General features: G+C 38.6%; 10 protein-coding genes and 3 tRNA genes. 3 read left to right on the forward strand and 10 right to left on the reverse strand.

What is annotated here, in order from left to right:
• Position 1: 1 nt before the first annotated feature.
• Positions 2-1,399, forward strand: a complete 1,398-nt coding sequence (locus tag GM418_RS08230) for a putative oxidoreductase C-terminal domain-containing protein (protein WP_158864980.1) — start codon at positions 2-4, stop codon at positions 1,397-1,399.
• 98 nt (positions 1,400-1,497) lie between these two features.
• Here GM418_RS08230 and GM418_RS08235 read toward each other — a convergent pair whose 3' ends face one another.
• Positions 1,498-3,066, reverse strand: a complete 1,569-nt coding sequence (locus GM418_RS08235) for a M28 family peptidase (RefSeq protein WP_158864982.1) — start codon at positions 3,064-3,066, stop codon at positions 1,498-1,500.
• 113 nt (positions 3,067-3,179) lie between these two features.
• On the opposite strand from GM418_RS08235, the gene GM418_RS08240 reads away from it, so the two are divergent.
• Positions 3,180-4,646 (forward strand): M48 family metalloprotease, encoded by a 1,467-nt coding sequence (locus GM418_RS08240; RefSeq protein WP_158864984.1) that lies wholly within the window; start codon positions 3,180-3,182, stop codon positions 4,644-4,646.
• A gap of 122 nt (positions 4,647-4,768) precedes the next feature.
• Here the strand turns inward: GM418_RS08240 and GM418_RS08245 are convergent, their stop codons facing one another.
• The 7 genes from GM418_RS08245 to GM418_RS08275 all read right to left on the reverse strand — a co-directional run bounded on the left by GM418_RS08245 (position 4,769) and on the right by GM418_RS08275 (position 11,063).
• Complete coding sequence (locus GM418_RS08245) at positions 4,769-6,025, reverse strand: glycoside hydrolase family 5 protein (RefSeq protein WP_158864985.1); 1,257 nt, start codon at positions 6,023-6,025, stop codon at positions 4,769-4,771.
• Positions 6,026-6,238: 213 nt separating this feature from the next.
• Positions 6,239-6,311 (reverse strand) — tRNA-Gly (locus tag GM418_RS08250).
• A 2-nt stretch (positions 6,312-6,313) separates the two neighbouring features.
• Positions 6,314-6,401 (reverse strand) — tRNA-Leu (locus tag GM418_RS08255).
• 19 nt (positions 6,402-6,420) lie between these two features.
• A tRNA-Gly gene (locus GM418_RS08260) sits at positions 6,421-6,493 on the reverse strand.
• 86 nt (positions 6,494-6,579) lie between these two features.
• Entirely contained in the window at positions 6,580-9,162 is a 2,583-nt protein-coding gene (gene mutS / locus GM418_RS08265; RefSeq protein ID WP_158864987.1) for a DNA mismatch repair protein MutS, read from the reverse strand.
• Positions 9,163-9,292: 130 nt separating this feature from the next.
• Complete coding sequence (locus GM418_RS08270; RefSeq protein WP_158864989.1) at positions 9,293-10,501, reverse strand: Lnb N-terminal periplasmic domain-containing protein; 1,209 nt, start codon at positions 10,499-10,501, stop codon at positions 9,293-9,295.
• A 139-nt stretch (positions 10,502-10,640) separates the two neighbouring features.
• Positions 10,641-11,063 (reverse strand): DUF1761 domain-containing protein, encoded by a 423-nt coding sequence (locus tag GM418_RS08275; protein ID WP_158864991.1) that lies wholly within the window; start codon positions 11,061-11,063, stop codon positions 10,641-10,643.
• Between the two features lie 96 nt (positions 11,064-11,159).
• Here GM418_RS08275 and GM418_RS08280 point away from each other — a divergent pair, with 96 nt between their 5' ends.
• The gene (locus GM418_RS08280) at positions 11,160-12,254 is read left to right on the forward strand and encodes a PSP1 domain-containing protein (RefSeq protein WP_158864993.1); all 1,095 of its coding nucleotides are present in this window, start codon (positions 11,160-11,162) and stop codon (positions 12,252-12,254) included.
• Between the two features lie 22 nt (positions 12,255-12,276).
• On the opposite strand, the gene GM418_RS08285 is transcribed toward GM418_RS08280, so the two are convergent.
• Both GM418_RS08285 and GM418_RS08290 read right to left on the reverse strand, forming a co-directional pair.
• Positions 12,277-12,636 (reverse strand): response regulator, encoded by a 360-nt coding sequence (locus tag GM418_RS08285; protein WP_158864995.1) that lies wholly within the window; start codon positions 12,634-12,636, stop codon positions 12,277-12,279.
• Between the two features lie 16 nt (positions 12,637-12,652).
• Positions 12,653-15,598, reverse strand: coding sequence for a PAS domain S-box protein (locus GM418_RS08290; protein WP_158864997.1), 2,946 nt, complete (start codon positions 15,596-15,598; stop codon positions 12,653-12,655).
• Positions 15,599-15,910 lie beyond the last annotated feature (312 nt).

A 15,910-nucleotide genomic window follows, 5' to 3' on the forward strand; every position in this document is an offset into this window, starting at 1 on the left:
AATGAAAAAATTACCGATAATTGCACTTGCTGCCGCATTTCTTTCGGCATGTTCAGGTGGCAATAAATCAACAGAAACCGAAGAAGTAAAACCCATGTTTACAGGAGCAAAAGGAGAAGTTAAAATTATGACGCTGGATCCGGGACATTTCCATGCAGCGCTGGTTCAGAAAAACATGTATGAGCAAGTTGATCCAACTGTTTATGTGTATGCACCTGACGGACCCGATGTTCAGGGACACCTGGCTTTGATAAACAGTTACAACACTCGTGCAGAGAATCCGACTGCCTGGGAGGAAAAAGTATATACCGGAGCTGACTTTCTGGAAAAAATGCTGGAAGAAAAACCAGGGAATGTTATGGTAACAGCGGGGAACAACGCAAAAAAAACAGAATACATTTTAAAAACCATTGAAGCAGGAATTAATGTTCTGGCAGATAAACCAATGATTATTTCCCCTGAGGAATTCCCAACCCTGGAGAGGGCGTTCAAAGTTGCCGAAGAAAAAGGTGTTCTTTTATACGATATAATGACTGAACGTCATGAAATAACGACCATGCTGCAACGCGAACTTGCACATATTCCTGAGGTTTTTGGAACATTACAAAGCGGAACTGAAGAAGAACCGGCAATAACAAAAGAAAGTGTTCATCACTTTTTTAAATATGTTTCAGGAAGTGCATTAAAACGTCCGGCCTGGTTTTTCGATACAAAACAACAGGGCGAAGGAATCGTTGACGTAACGACACACCTCGTTGACCTCATCCAGTGGGAAGCTTTTCCGGAAGTAATTTTGAGTAAATCGGATGTAAATGTATTGTCTGCAAAACGATGGACCACAGACCTCACACCCGAAATGTTTGAAAAAGTTACCAAATTAACAGAATATCCCGATTATCTGCAAAAAGATGTTGAAGACGGTGTATTAAAGGTTTACAGCAATGGAGAGATAAACTATACTTTAAAGGGCATCCACGCCAAAGCCTCTGTAATCTGGAATTTCCAGGCACCTGAAGGCGCCGGAGACACACACTATTCGATTATGCGTGGAACAAAGTGTAACCTGATTATCAAACAGGGAGAAGAAGAAGGCTACAAACCTCAACTTTATATTGAAGCAAGTCCGGATGTTGACATCAAAGAATTTGCCGGTTATTTGTACAATGCGGTACAGGGATTAACATCAAATTATTCCGGCATTGAGTTGGAAAAACTTACCGACACAACTTGGAAATTAAATATTCCTGCCAAATTCAAAGTGGGCCACGAAGCACATTTTGGCCAGGTTACTGAAAAATATTTGCAGTATCTTATTGACGGGAAATTACCGGAATGGGAAGTACCCAATATGATTGTAAAATATTATACGACTACTGAAGGTTTAAAAGCCGCAAGGTAAGGGCCTCCCCTAACCCCTCCGAAGGAGGGGGATTTAAAAACAGTGGTGTTGTTCACAAAAAATATTAAGGAAAAGCTGTTCGGAATCGGGCAGCTTTTTTAATTTGCCGGCGATCCTGTTTTCCGAAGTGGCTCATAATTTGCAACTTCATAGCCAACCAGAAAAACAAAATCGGCTACCCGTTTCATCTTATCAAAATTAATTTTTGAAACTTCATCGGTTGGCTTATGATAATCGGCATGATAACCGGTTGCCACATTCAAAATCGGCACATCGTTTTTATGAAAATGATAATGATCACTGCTTCGAAGAAATTGTGCGGGCAAGGAATTATCCGGCACCAGGTGCAAACTATAACAAACGGAGTCACTAATCTGCTTCAATTCCGGCCACACATCGTTAGTAAGTGTAAACAGACCATCAAAATCCTTCACCATTTTGGGTGAACGCCTCCAAACCGAATCCCTTGGCTCATAAACTCTTCCAACCATATCAAGATTAATACAGGCCGTTGTTTTTTCCATCGGCACAAGCGGATTTCCGGAATAAAAACCAGAACCAAACAAGCCAATCTCTTCACTGGTCACCCACAAAAACAAGAGGCTTCGTTTAGGTTTTACTTTTGTTGAAGAAAAAGCTTCTGCCAATTCAAGCAAAACGGTTGTCCCCGACCCGTTATCATCGGCACCGTTATACACATCCCCATCTTCGCTGACTCCCAAATGATCGTAGTGAGCCATATAAACTACAAACTCATCCTTCAAAAAAGGATCGCTTCCTTCCACCATTCCCAGAATATTTCGTGAATGAAAAGTCTGAATCTCTCTTTGAATATGAATTTCAATCTCATCATTTTCCGGCTCCAACAAATTTGCTTTATTTTCTTTTACAATTGTTTCCAGATACTTTTTGTAGCTGTTTTTTCCTCCCAACAAAAAATCGGCAAATTCGGGAGTGGTAATAAAATACTTTTCTCCTTCGTTTTGATTTTCGGTTTTTAACGTAAAATTATTTCTATTCATCCATTTCTCAAGCTGCGCAAAGATCTTATCTTTTTTATCATTGGGGTTGGTAATAAGAACAACTGCCTCCGCCCCTTTTTCAAAAGCTAACCGTCTTTTTTTATGTTCACAACGATCGCTCCACTGAAAATTTTTGTCTTCCTGAAAGGATTCCATATCCCCGGAGGAAAGCAAAACCACTTTCCCTTTTACATCCAGTCCCTCGTAATCGTCATAGCCCGCCGATTCATCTTCTTTCCCAAATCCGGCAAAAACCACTTTACCTTTAAAATCCAGATTTAATAGCTGTTTATCCAAACAAATAGCAGGCGACTTTAGGCTCTTTTTCTTTTTGGGATGTTCAGCTTTTAAATAGGTATGTGAATTATCTGGATGAATAGAAAAAATATCAACCGTTTGCGTGTAACTATCATTCAGCGGCTGTAGTCCGTTTTCTTTTGCATTTCTTTCTATATATTCAGCTGCTTTTTCCAAACCATCGCCGACTCCAAGCTTTCTACCCTGCAATTCGTCTGAAGAAATAAAAGTCAAATGTTGTTTTAAATCATCCTGAACAATTGATTTTAACGCTTGTTCCTGAGAAAAGGTTAAAGTGGAGATTAAAAGAAAGAAAAGCGGCAGGCAAAGCCTTTTATTATTATGCATAAAAATTTCTGAAATTGTTCAAACAGCGTTAAATTTACCAATAAAGGCTGAAAGTTCAAATCGAACCATTTAAATGAACTAAATTATTGATTCCAAAAAATTAAGATTTTCTTATGAAAAAGAGACAGGTTTTATCAAAACTCGCTTTGTTAATTGCTGCAATTTTATTGATTCCTTCGTGCGCAGTAAATCCGGTAACCGGAAAGAAACAGCTTATGCTAATGACTGAAGAACAAGAAATTGAGCTGGGAGCTCAATACGACCCGACGGTTATTGCTACATTTGGCTTATATGAGAATCCGGATTTGCAGACTTTTATAGAAAAGAAAGGTACTGAACTCGCAAAAATCTCGCATCGCCCAAACCTGGAATATCATTTTAGAATTTTGGATTCGCCTGTAATAAATGCATTTGCTGTTCCGGGAGGATATATCTACATGACCCGGGGAATTCTGGCCCACTTCAATAATGAAGCAGAATTGATCGGTGTATTGGGGCACGAAATGGGCCATATTACAGCGCGTCACACAGCCAGCCAGCAAAGTAAACAGCAGCTGGGTCAATTGCTTCTGGTGGGCGGAATGATCGTTTCTGAAGATTTTCGACAGTTTGCTGACTATGCCATGCAGGGGATGCAACTTTTGTTCCTGAAATTTAGCCGGGATAATGAACGACAATCGGATAAACTGGGAGTTGAGTATTCAACCAAAATAGGCTACGATGCACATAAAATGGCCGATTTCTTTCATGTCCTTGACAAGATGCAAATGGAGAGTGAGAGTGGCGGTATTCCAACCTTTTATTCCACCCACCCCGATCCGGGAGACAGGTACAACGATGTAAACCAAAGAGCAACATCATGGCAGGACAGCCTCAACTCGAACAACTGGACAGTAAATGAAGACAACTATTTACGTATGATAGACGGAATAGTTTACGGAGAAGATCCGCGACAGGGTTATGTTGAGTCCGGTATCTTTTACCATCCCGAAATGAAATTCAAATTTCCGGTTCCTTCCGGCTGGCAACTGGAAAACTCTCCTTTACAGGTTCAAATGGCTCCAAGCGATGGCAAAGCTGCCGTAATATTCACCCTTGCCAAACAAAAAACAGCTGCCGAGGCGGCACAAACAGTAGTTCAGGAATTAAATTTAACGACGCTGGAGAGCAGGAATGTAACCGTAAATGGCTTGCCCACAGTTGTTATTTCATCACAACAAGTATCACAAAACGAGCAAACAGGAGCGGAGCAAACAATTAAAGTTTTGTCCTATTTTATCGAATATAGTGGTTCGGTTTATGTATTTCACGGGGTTTCGTCGGGTGAAAATTTTAGCAACTATCTGCAAACTTTTGAACTTACCATGTCAAACTTCAACCGCCTTACCGAAGCTTCAAAACTAAATGTAAAACCGAAACGGATAAAAATCCAGTCGGTGAGAAATTCAGGCACCTTGGCAGATGCCCTCAAGGCCTTTGGCGTTTCGCAAAACCAAATGAATGAACTGGCTTTGCTAAACAACATGGAACTTACAGAACAGGTTTCACGTGGGAAACTGATAAAACTGATTGGAGATTAAAAACATGTAATAAAAACCACTGTAAATATTTCGAAGGCCACTGTGGATTTGTTTCAGATAAGCAGCCCCTAAAATACACGCAGGGTGACGATATACAAAAATGCCCGGGGCCCTTGATTTTTTTATGGTTCCATTCCCATCGCCCGGATATATGCTTCGTTTTTGGCAGAGTTTGAAAATTTGCAGTTCTCAAGAAATTCGAGCATCGCTTTTTTTACCGCTTCCTGGTCAGGGCGTGCTTTCCTGATTTCGGAATAACTTCCCCGCGAACTTTCTGTAAAATTTATAACCAACTGCCAGTTTTCGGGAGTTGGGATAGTAACCATACAACGCGGGCTTCCCATTTTTTTATAAGGCCAGTAATGGTATCCAATATTATTTTTTATCATCAGACGTGTCCAGGCCGAAATCCATTCGTTGGTATTTTCACCTGTTTCTCCCATATAAATTGGCAAATTCACTGAATCCCTGAAATCAACAAAATCCTGAATATTGGCCTGTAAAGTATCGGTCCAGTAGCGGTGGCAAGTGTACATCAGCTTATCATCAAACTTTGAATCGGTAAACACTGAAAAGTTGCTGTTCCACTGAGCGCCACCCAACAAAACAATATGGTTTGTATCGACCTCCCGAATAGCCTTGACTGCTTTTATATACAAAGGTTCGAGCTTCGAATTCAGCATCGCCTCATCTTCCTTAAAATAAGTTGCAATGGGTTCATTGAGCAAATCATAGCCCAAAATTACCGGTTCATCTTTATAATGTTCTGCAATTCTTTTCCAGATATCCACAAACAATTCCTGGCTTTTTTCGCTCACCAACAGCCATGGATAACCGTAACTGTCATCAATGTTATCGCCTGTTTGTCCGCCTGGTGCATCGTGCATATCCAAAATCAGGTACAATTCTGATTCACGGCACCATTCAATCAAACTGTCGATTCTTTGAAATCCATCCTGATTGACAGTTAATCCCATATAATCCTCATCTGTAAAAAGTTTGTAGTGAAACGGAATCCGTATAGAATTTACGCCTGTACTTTTTATGTACTGAATATCTTCACGTGAAATGTAATTGTCTTTAAACTGTTTCCAGAATTCATCTGTAAAATCGGGCCCAACCATTTCGCGAAACGCCTGGTCAATTAATCTCGCCGAACCGGCTTTACTAAAACGAAACATATAACCTTCGGGATTTAGCCAGTTCCCGAGGTTTATTCCCTGAATAAAAAATTTGCGGCCATCGGGAGCAACTAAATCAGGTCCGTTGATGGTAATAAACTTTGGTTTTTCTTCGGTTTTTTGTTCAGGTTGTTCACATGAGCTTAAAAACACAAACAAGCCGACAACAGCAAGTGCAAAGGCAATTTGTTTTTTCATTTTAGTTCGTTTGTTACAGTCAAATGCGAAGATAAGGAAAGAAAGGGAACTATATAAAAGACTAAAAAAAACTTACAAAAAAGTGGAACTCTCCCGGGCGCAAAACTCAAGTAACCGGAAAGCCTCAACCTTGTTCCTTTCTATTTTTACTGATTTTCAAAAAAAATAAACGCATAAAAAAGCTCCACAATGTTTTGTGAAGCTTTTTTATTGAGCGAGAAACGAGACTCGAACTCGCGACCCCGACCTTGGCAAGGTCGTGCTCTACCAACTGAGCTATTCTCGCAATGGTACCCGAGGCGGGACTTGAACCCGCACGATCATAATGATCATTGGATTTTAAGTCCAACGTGTCTACCAATTCCACCACCCGGGCATCCTTGAATATCGTGATGAGCGAGAAACGGGACTCGAACCCGCGACCCCGACCTTGGCAAGGTCGTGCTCTACCAACTGAGCTATTCTCGCGTATTTAACAGAACGTTTCTTTTAAAGCGATGCAAATATATGGGTAATTTTTTTCCCTGCAAAATATTGAAAAAAAAAGGTAAGTTTTATTTCAAACCTGTTAGCTTTTTTATCTCGTTTAATTTATTTAAAGCTTCAATTGGTGTTAAGTTATTCACATCGAGATAGGCGATCTCATCACGGATTTGTTTCAATACCGGATCATCCAACTGAAAAAAGCTCAACTGCATTCCCTCGCGGTTTCCACCAATTTCTTCCAAAGGTTTTGAAAGATTTTCCGTCTCCTTCCCACCTTCGAGTTTTTTGAGTATCTGTTCGGCTCTTTTTATCACCGATTTTGGCATTCCGGCCATTCCTGCAACGTGAATCCCAAAACTATGGTTACTTCCTCCGCGAACCAGTTTCCGTAAAAAAATTACCTTATTTCCAACTTCTTTTATGGAAACATTAAAATTTTTCACACGTGGGAAAGCGCCCTCCATTTCGTTTAGCTCGTGATAATGAGTTGCAAATAAGGTTTTTGCTTTCGCCTTCGGATGCTCATGCAAATGTTCCACAATCGACCAGGCAATGGAAATCCCGTCGTAAGTAGATGTTCCGCGCCCCAGTTCATCAAAAAGAATCAAACTTCTGTCGGATACATTATTCAGAATACTGGCCGCTTCGTTCATTTCCACCATAAACGTAGATTCGCCAAGTGATATATTATCAGACGCTCCCACCCTCGTAAAAATCTTATCAACAAAACCAATTTTGGCCGACTCTGCCGGAACAAAACTTCCCATTTGAGCCAATAAAACAATCAGAGCTGTTTGCCGCAGCAGTGCCGATTTACCTGCCATATTGGGTCCGGTAATAATAATAATCTGTTGGTCATCCTGATCCAAAAAAACATCATTTGAAATGTAGGATTCCCCGATGGGAAGCTGCTGTTCAATTACCGGGTGTCGCCCATTCTTAATGTCAATTGTATTTGAATCATTTACCTCAGGTCTGAAATATCCGTAGCTGGTTGAACAACCGGCAAATGACAACAAACAATCAATCCTCGCCAAAATATTCGAATTCAGCTGAATGGCAGAAATATAATCGGCCAAAGCAAAAACAATTTCGTTAAAAATCTGAGTTTCCAGCACCTGAATCTTCTCTTCAGCTCCCAATATTTTTGCTTCGTATTCTTTTAATTCTTCCGTAATGTAACGTTCTGCGCTTACCAAAGTCTGTTTGCGAATCCAGTCTTCCGGCACCTTATCTTTATGTGTATTCCGAACTTCGATATAATATCCAAAAACATTGTTGTAACTTATTTTCAACGAAGGAATTCCATACGTTTCACTTTCCCGTTTCTGAATTTTTGCGAGATAATCTTTCCCGGAATAGGCAATATCGCGAAGTTCATCCAGTTCCTGTGAAACGCCTTCGGCAATTACTTTTCCTTTATTGATTGCAGTTGGCGGATCGGGTAAAATTTCTTTGTGGATTTTTTCCCGGATACCGTCACAGGGATTTAATTGTTCGGCAAACCGTTGTAAGGTTGTATTGTCTGCATCGGCACACCATTCTTTTATTGGCAAAATAGCATTTAAAGCATTTTTTACCTGAACCATTTCACGTGGATTAATTCTGCCCACCGCTACTTTTGAAACCAAACGCTCAAGGTCGCCAATCTGACGCAGATGTTCCTCAAGGTTCTCGCGGATTTGAGGATTTTTCAGAAAAAACTCAACCACATTCAGGCGATCATTGATCGGCTCTACGTCTTTTAACGGAAGCGCCAACCAGCGTTTTAACAAACGTGAGCCCATGGGCGAAATGGTTTTATCAATCACCTGGATCAATGATTTCCCACTATCGTGCAATGGCGAAAAAAGTTCAAGATTCCGGATGGTAAACCGATCGAGCCAAACATAGTGTTCTTCCTCAATCCGGCTCAGGCTGGTGATATGTTTTAACCGGCTGTGTTGAGTAATATCGAGATAATGCAAAATTGCTCCGGAAGCGATAACTGCCAACGACATGCCTTGCACACCATAACCTTTTAGTGAAGCAGTTTCAAAATGCCGAAGTAAACGATCGTTGGCTGATTCATCGGTATAAACCCAATCGTCGAGATTAAAAGTATAAAACTTATTGCCAAAAATGTCAGAAAATTCTTTTCCTCTTCCACGTTGAAAAAGTACTTCTTTCGGCTGAAAAGAATTCAGCAATTTATCGATATATTCATAATTCCCCTGTGCAGTTAAAAACTCTCCGGTTGAAATATCAAGAAAAGCGACTCCAGCCAACTTTTTGTCAAAATGAACAGAGGCTAAAAAATTATTTTCACGGTTTTCAAGAATATTGTCATTAATAGAAACTCCGGGAGTTACGAGTTCAGTAATCCCGCGCTTAACAATTTTCTTGGTCAACTTCGGGTCTTCAAGTTGTTCACAAATAGCAACCCGCTGCCCTGCACGTACCAATTTGGGTAAATAGGTGTCGAGTGCATGATGCGGAAAGCCGGCCAATTCAACATAACTTGCTGCCCCGTTTGCCCTGCGGGTAAGTGTAATCCCGACAATCTCTGCTGTTTTTATCGCATCCTCTCCGAATGTTTCATAAAAATCACCGACCCTGAACAGTAAAATGGCATCAGGATGTTTGTCTTTAATGGCATAGTACTGCTTCATTAAAGGCGTCTCAACATATTTTTTTGAACCTGTCAAATCAGTTTTATCTTATGAAAAACAAAGATACAAGTTTAGCTACAGGAAGGAAACTGCTCAGGATTTTGTTCACAGATTTTTTTCAACAATCAGATTAAGTTAACCGCCCAAAAGTTTTACCCCGCAAAATGAACAAAGTGTTCAAAACAGCCCGCACCAAAACAATCAAAATTAAAAGGTAAAAGACTACATGAAATTCCTGGGGTGCCAGAGAACTTAAAAGCAAAAAAAGTAACAACCACACTGAAACGACAACAAAGTAATACCGTGTTACTGTCCTCCACTTTTTTACTTTCCAAATAAAAACAAAAACAAAATTTACCGGAATTGCCCACAAAAGATTATAATTGGGGTGCATAGCGGGATGTTCCGAATACAAAACAAACCACAACATAACAACTCCCATAAAACCGTTAATCCCAAAAACCAGGTAATCTGTCAAATAGTTTATCTTCTTTTTTCGCCATTGCCGAACAGACACATAGATAACGAGCAGCAGCAAAATGCCAAAAACTACAAAGGGACTAACTATTTTCAAACTTTTAAATGTTGATTCAGGTGCCTGGTAAATTACATCGGTGGCTCCTACCAAAGTTTTTGTTTCGTTTCCGGTTGTTATTGTTGAATGGGCAAAATGGTCCATAAGATAATCGGGTAAAAACATTTCTTCAAAAGCCGAAGCATCTTTATCGGAAGGAGCGACAACAATCAGATCGATTCCAAAATTTAACCACAACAATTTGGAGTGATATTCCTTTATTAAATCCCTGAATGTTTTTTGATTTTCAGTCTTCTCCGGAAAATTAACTTTTCCATCAGACTGTTCCTGAATCACGTCGCGAACCCGGGTGGCGCAATTGTCAAAAAGAAAATTGTATCGATAGACCCTATTTTCCGGTTTGGCATTCCAAAGTAAAAAATCAAAAACTTTTTGTTTTTCATGTTGTGTGAGATTTAACACCTGTTCGTAAATGCTTCTTTTAGCGGCGATATAATCCTCAACAAAATCAGAAAACCCGTAAGCTCCAAGCAAGTAATCAGTTTGCCCGCTGGCAAAACGGTAAAGAAAGTTGGGAGAACTAAAATCAAAAATCCCGTAATTAAAAACCACATCATAATTGTACGACTCATCCTTTACACGAATAGCTGAATGCCCGTAAACGGAATAGGCTTCATCCCCGGGGCTGCAGGTTAAAACACTTATCTCGGACTGCCTGCTAAGTACAAATGCCCGGGTTTCTTTATTTTGAAGTAAAAAGGCCAGAATCAATAAAAGTGTCAGGTGCTGAATTCTCATCGACATAAAATTTCCTTTGAATAAATTTCTTTTAAAGGAACAAAAAAAAGCAGAATCCGAATGGAATTCCGCGCCTGAAACATTTGTTTTTTTACGTTTGTTTATTCACCTTTTTATCTTCCGACCGATAAAAACACAACAAAAATTAGTGCCACGCACCTATAATTGCCCCCATCAGCACATAAATTACCAAATAATAACCAACATTAATAAGAAACAGTCCAAAAGGTTTTCGTTCATAAAGCACATCGTTTAACCGGCTGGTACCAATCCAGAAAATCGCAATTATAAAACCGGCAAAAATACCAAATGACATGTTGGATTCAGCCCCAATAAATATAGCTATGGCAAAAGCCGCCAGAACTGTTGCCACATAATTGATAATCATAATCAGAGGCATTGACATTCCTCCTCCTTCTTTGAGTTGTTCTTCGGTAAAACCATTCAGTTTCATCCACTGTTTTCCAAAAAGCGGGCCGTACCACAACCAGCCAATAACAAATGCACTTAAAGCCGAAACCAAAACAGCTAAAAAATTAACGCCTGCAAAAATTTCTTCAAAATTCATAAGTTAAAATTTTAATTTAGACTACATTAATTTACGATATTTAAATCTTTTTTCAATCTTTGCACTGGATTATTTAAAAAGAGGGGAAAGAAAACAATGAGTTGCAATGGATGTTCACTTAATAATTCGGCCGGTTCTCAAACAACGGATGTTTTTGACTGGATTAACGATTTACCCGATACAACAGACCAATCAAACATAGTTGAAGTAAAATTCAAATCAACCCGCAGAGAGTTTTTTGAAAACAACAGTCGTATTTCTCTAAAACGCGGCGACAAGGTTGTTGTTGCAACTTCTCCGGGGCACGATGTGGGAGAAGTTCAGTTAACAGGGTATTTGGCCGAAAAACAATTTACAAGAAAAATCAGAAATCCTGAAAGATATACTTTAAATACAATTTACCGCAAGGCTACCGAACTCGACCTGGACAAACTGATTAAAGCGAGGCTTCGTGAAAAGCCTACGATGATCCGTGCCCGTCAGATTGCTGCAGATTTAGGTCTTGAAATGAAAATCGGTGATGTTGAATTCAGGGGCGACAACAATAAAGCCATATTTTATTACATTGCTGAAGGACGTGTAGATTTCAGGGAATTGATTAAAAAATATGCACAGGAGTTCCGCATTAAAATTGAGATGAAACAGATTGGTGCCCGGCAGGAAGCCGGACTGGTTGGGGGAATTGGCTCGTGCGGAAGAGAGTTGTGTTGCTCGAGTTGGAGAACTGATTTTAAAAGCATTTCTTCGGAGGCAGTTACCAAACAGGGCTTGTCCCCGTCAGCACAAAAAATGGCTGGTGCCTGCGGAAAATTAAAATGTTGCCTTTTATACGAACTCGACGCCTATATGGAAGCAAGAAACGATTTCCCAAAAGAATTACTCGATCTGGAGACTTCCAAGGGGCTCGCAAAACCCATAAAAACTGACTTTTTGAAAAAAGAAATCTGGTATTCTCTTGCAGAAGGCTTACCTGGTAACTCTTTCAAACTTTCAGTAAAAGAGGTAAAAAGTATTATTCAAAAGAACAAGAGAGGAATACAGCCGGAGGTTTCGGTATACTTAAACAGTGGAGAGAAAGATGTAAAAATGGAAGTCAGCCTAGATGACAGGCTTGACAGATTTGACAAAAAAAACAGGAACAGAAATAAAAAACGTAAAAATTACAGAAAAAAGAAAGTTCGTCAGCGTTAGGAACTAAAGATAAAATAATCAGTTATTTCTCAATTTGAGCAATTATCTTTTCTTTCAATGTTTTCAGGGAAATGGGCTTGGCCACATAGTCGTCGCAACCGGCCTCGAAAGCTTTTTCTTTGTCCCCCTTCATTGCATAAGCCGTCTGAATAATAATGGGGATATGAGGAAACTTGTGTTTTAATATTTTTGTGGCTTCGTATCCATTTAGCTCAGGCAGCTGAACATCCATTAAAATCAGATCTGCACCATTCTCTTCAATAAAAGAGATGCCATCTTTTGCATTATTAAAATTTTTGTGTGAAAAACCAAGCATATCAATCGCAATATCGATATACTCAGCACTTGCAGGATTATCTTCTATTGATATAATTCTTTTCATCTTAAAGGCATATTTTTTATTTTTTAAATTTTAAATAGAATATACTACTTCCCCCTTTCTTTGACTCAAACTCGACACCTCCGCCCAACTTTTCCATTATTGCATTACTAATAGTCAGACCAAGTCCCGAGCCTTCATATTTCCTTGAATCTCCTTCTTCTCCCTGCCTAAAGGCTTCAAAAATTATTTTCGATTTATTCTCTTCAATTCCAATCCCGGAGTCCTCAACAAACAAGGTCACAGTTTCATCATCAAAATTAAAATATCCAAATTTAATAAATCCTTTTTCGGTAAACTTAAATGCGTTCTCAATTATATTATTTAAGGCTTGTTTTACTCTTAATCTATCTGATTTTACAACAAAATTTTCAATTTTTAAAGATTTCAAACTGAATTCAATATCCGTCAATTTACTTTTATACGATTCTCTGTATGAATTATACAGTTCTTCAAGAACATCACCTAAATCAAATTCAGAAATTTCAAATTTTAGCTGATTGGATTGAAGCATAGACATATCGATAATATCTTCAATCACCTTTGTTAATCTCCGACCGGAGGCCTCTACAATTTCGCCATAATATTTCAATCTCCCGGCGTCGGCAGTCCCCGAACAAATAAGATTTGAAAATCCCAGTATTCCGTTTAAAGGAGTACGTATCTCGTGACTTAAATTGGTTAAGAAATTGCTCTTTAGCCGATTACTTTCCTCCGCCTTCTCTTTGGCTATCTTAAGGTCTTCTATAATCTGTTTCTTTTCGGTAATATCTTCCTTAATAGCTACAAAATGTATTATTTTTTCTTTATCGTCAAAAACCGGTGCAATAACAGCGTTTTCCCAAAAATAAGTACCATCTTTTTTCTTATTATGAAATTCGCCATACCAGGTTTTCCCGGAACAAATAGAATTCCACAATTCTTTATAATGGGAAGGTTCAGTAAAGCCCGATTTCAAGAATCCCGGATCTTTCCCAATAACTTCTTCTGATTTATAGCCTGTTGCGTTTGTGAAGCCGGGGTTTACATATTCTATTTCTCCGTTTGTTCCGGTAATCATAACTGACAAAGGTGTTTGATATATAATGTACTGGAACAAATCCAATTTCTTCTGATTTTCTTTTAATTCAGTAATATCGCGCCCTATACCAACCAGACCAATTATTTTGTCGTTATCATTTTTTAAAGGAAACTTAGATGTTAAAATAATCCGGTTTTTATCTCCCGACGGAAGAAGCTCTTCCCTGTTTATGATGGTTTCTCCTTTCTCTATCACTCTCCGGTCATCTTCAGTATAAATATCCGCAATTTCTTTGGGATAAATATCATAATCCGATTTCCCGATAATTTCACTGATATCGTCCACACCGCAGTGTATTGCATCTCCTTTGTTTGCAATCAACTTACGATACTGAGTGTCTTTCATATAAATTGCATCAGGAATATTGTCAATTACGGTGCGAAGAAGTTTATTTGTAGTGTTTAATTCCTCTTCCGCATTTTTGCTTTCGGTTATATCCTGAATCGTCCCCTGTATTATTTGTCCTTTACTTTTTTGATTGTCGGTTTTCTCCGGCTGACATATTATTTCTGCCCATTTCGTTTTATTTCCGGGTAATATTATCCTAACCTGTAATTCTGACGCTTTATTATTTACCAAAGCCCGGGTTACGGCAGCGCCCAACTCTTTTATATCTTTTTCCGATAGGTACTTTGAAACTTCAATTGGCTTGATAACCCCTAAAGATGGCTCTCTTTCCAGGATCTCAAAAATTTGTTCAGACCATTGTATTTCTTCAGTTTTTCTGTTGTATTTCCAGTTTCCAATCTTGGCATATTTTTGAGCCATTCTTAAATCTTCCAAACTCTCTTTCAAATCAATTTCAGACTGTACCCTTTTTGAAATATCAGTAAAAGTAATAGCAAAATAATTTTTCTTTGGTGAATAAGCTGATACCTCAAAATATTTACCGGTGAGTGAACCGTATTCCGAGAAATTATCTGGTTTACCGGTAAGTGCAACTCTACCGTATCTTTCTATCCAGAATTTTTCGGTATTTGGTAAAATATCCAAAACACGTCTGTTTAAAATTTCCTGACGTTTTAGTCCGATAATCTCTTCAAACTTGCTGTTAACATCCAGAAAAATATAGTCAATTGGTTTTCCGCTTTTATCTGTAATGATTTTGTGATAAGCAAAACCACTGTTCATATTTTTGAACAAATGTTTCAAATTATTTTCGCTTTCGCCCAGCGCTTTTTGTGCTTCCTCTGCTTCTGTAATGTCGTGTATTACACCAAAAACCATTCGTTTGTCTTCCCGGTATTCAGCAATCGAGTGAATCCGGCGTATTTTACTGTCAGTCGGGCGTTTTATCTCAAATTTTATATTGTAGGGTTTAGCTAAATTTATTAAATCTTTTAGCGCCTTATTCAACTCTTTTCTATATTTCTTTAATGGAAAGTTTTGCGCTTCTTCAAGTGAAAACTGATTGGATCGAGCTCCATAAATTTTAACAGCGCCATCAGAAGCAATCATTATTTTATCATCAACACTGAACTCCCAACTTCCAAAATCAGCCAGCCTTTCTGCTCTGTTTAAGCGTTTGGTGTTTATTTTTAGTTCTTTTTTTGTTAAAAACTCATCGGTTACGTTTTTTACGCTAACCACCAAATGCTTCTTGTCCAGAGGCGAAAATTCAGCACTGTAAAATTCTTTATTGTTACTGTTTCCCTTCTCAATAATACACCCCGACTTCCCGGTCTCAAGGGCTTTGTAGCAAACACAGGTTTCAGGCTTTTCGCAAGCATTATCGTTGAAACACAAATACTCACAACAAATGCTTTTATTTACCGCAACATTCGGATCGTTCGATTGTATTATCTTCTTCGAATCATAATTAATCACGTAATACGTTACAGGCAATGCTTTTAGTATTTCACCAGCACTTGTTTTATCTTTCATTATCAACGATTAAAGTTATTTACAAGTGCACTCCCCAAACATGCTTAAAACATTATATTTCTAAATATTTTCTTTTAAAACTGACAGATGCCTGCTACTGTGGCATTATCATTAGTTAGTGGTTTTATCATAACGTGTTTAAAAAGCGCTTGTATCAAAGGCTGAAAATAGTCTTTATTTACTTCTTTTACAAATAAGCTTTTAATCAAAATAAGTTGAAGATATTGACCATTTTATTATGCAATAATAGTAAACTATTGCACGACTAAAGGTACTCACTTTTTCGGATGGATTGAACCGGGATTTGTGCAG

It is taken from the genome of Maribellus comscasis (genome assembly GCF_009762775.1).
GTDB classification, from domain to species: Bacteria; Bacteroidota; Bacteroidia; order Bacteroidales; family Prolixibacteraceae; genus Draconibacterium; species Draconibacterium comscasis.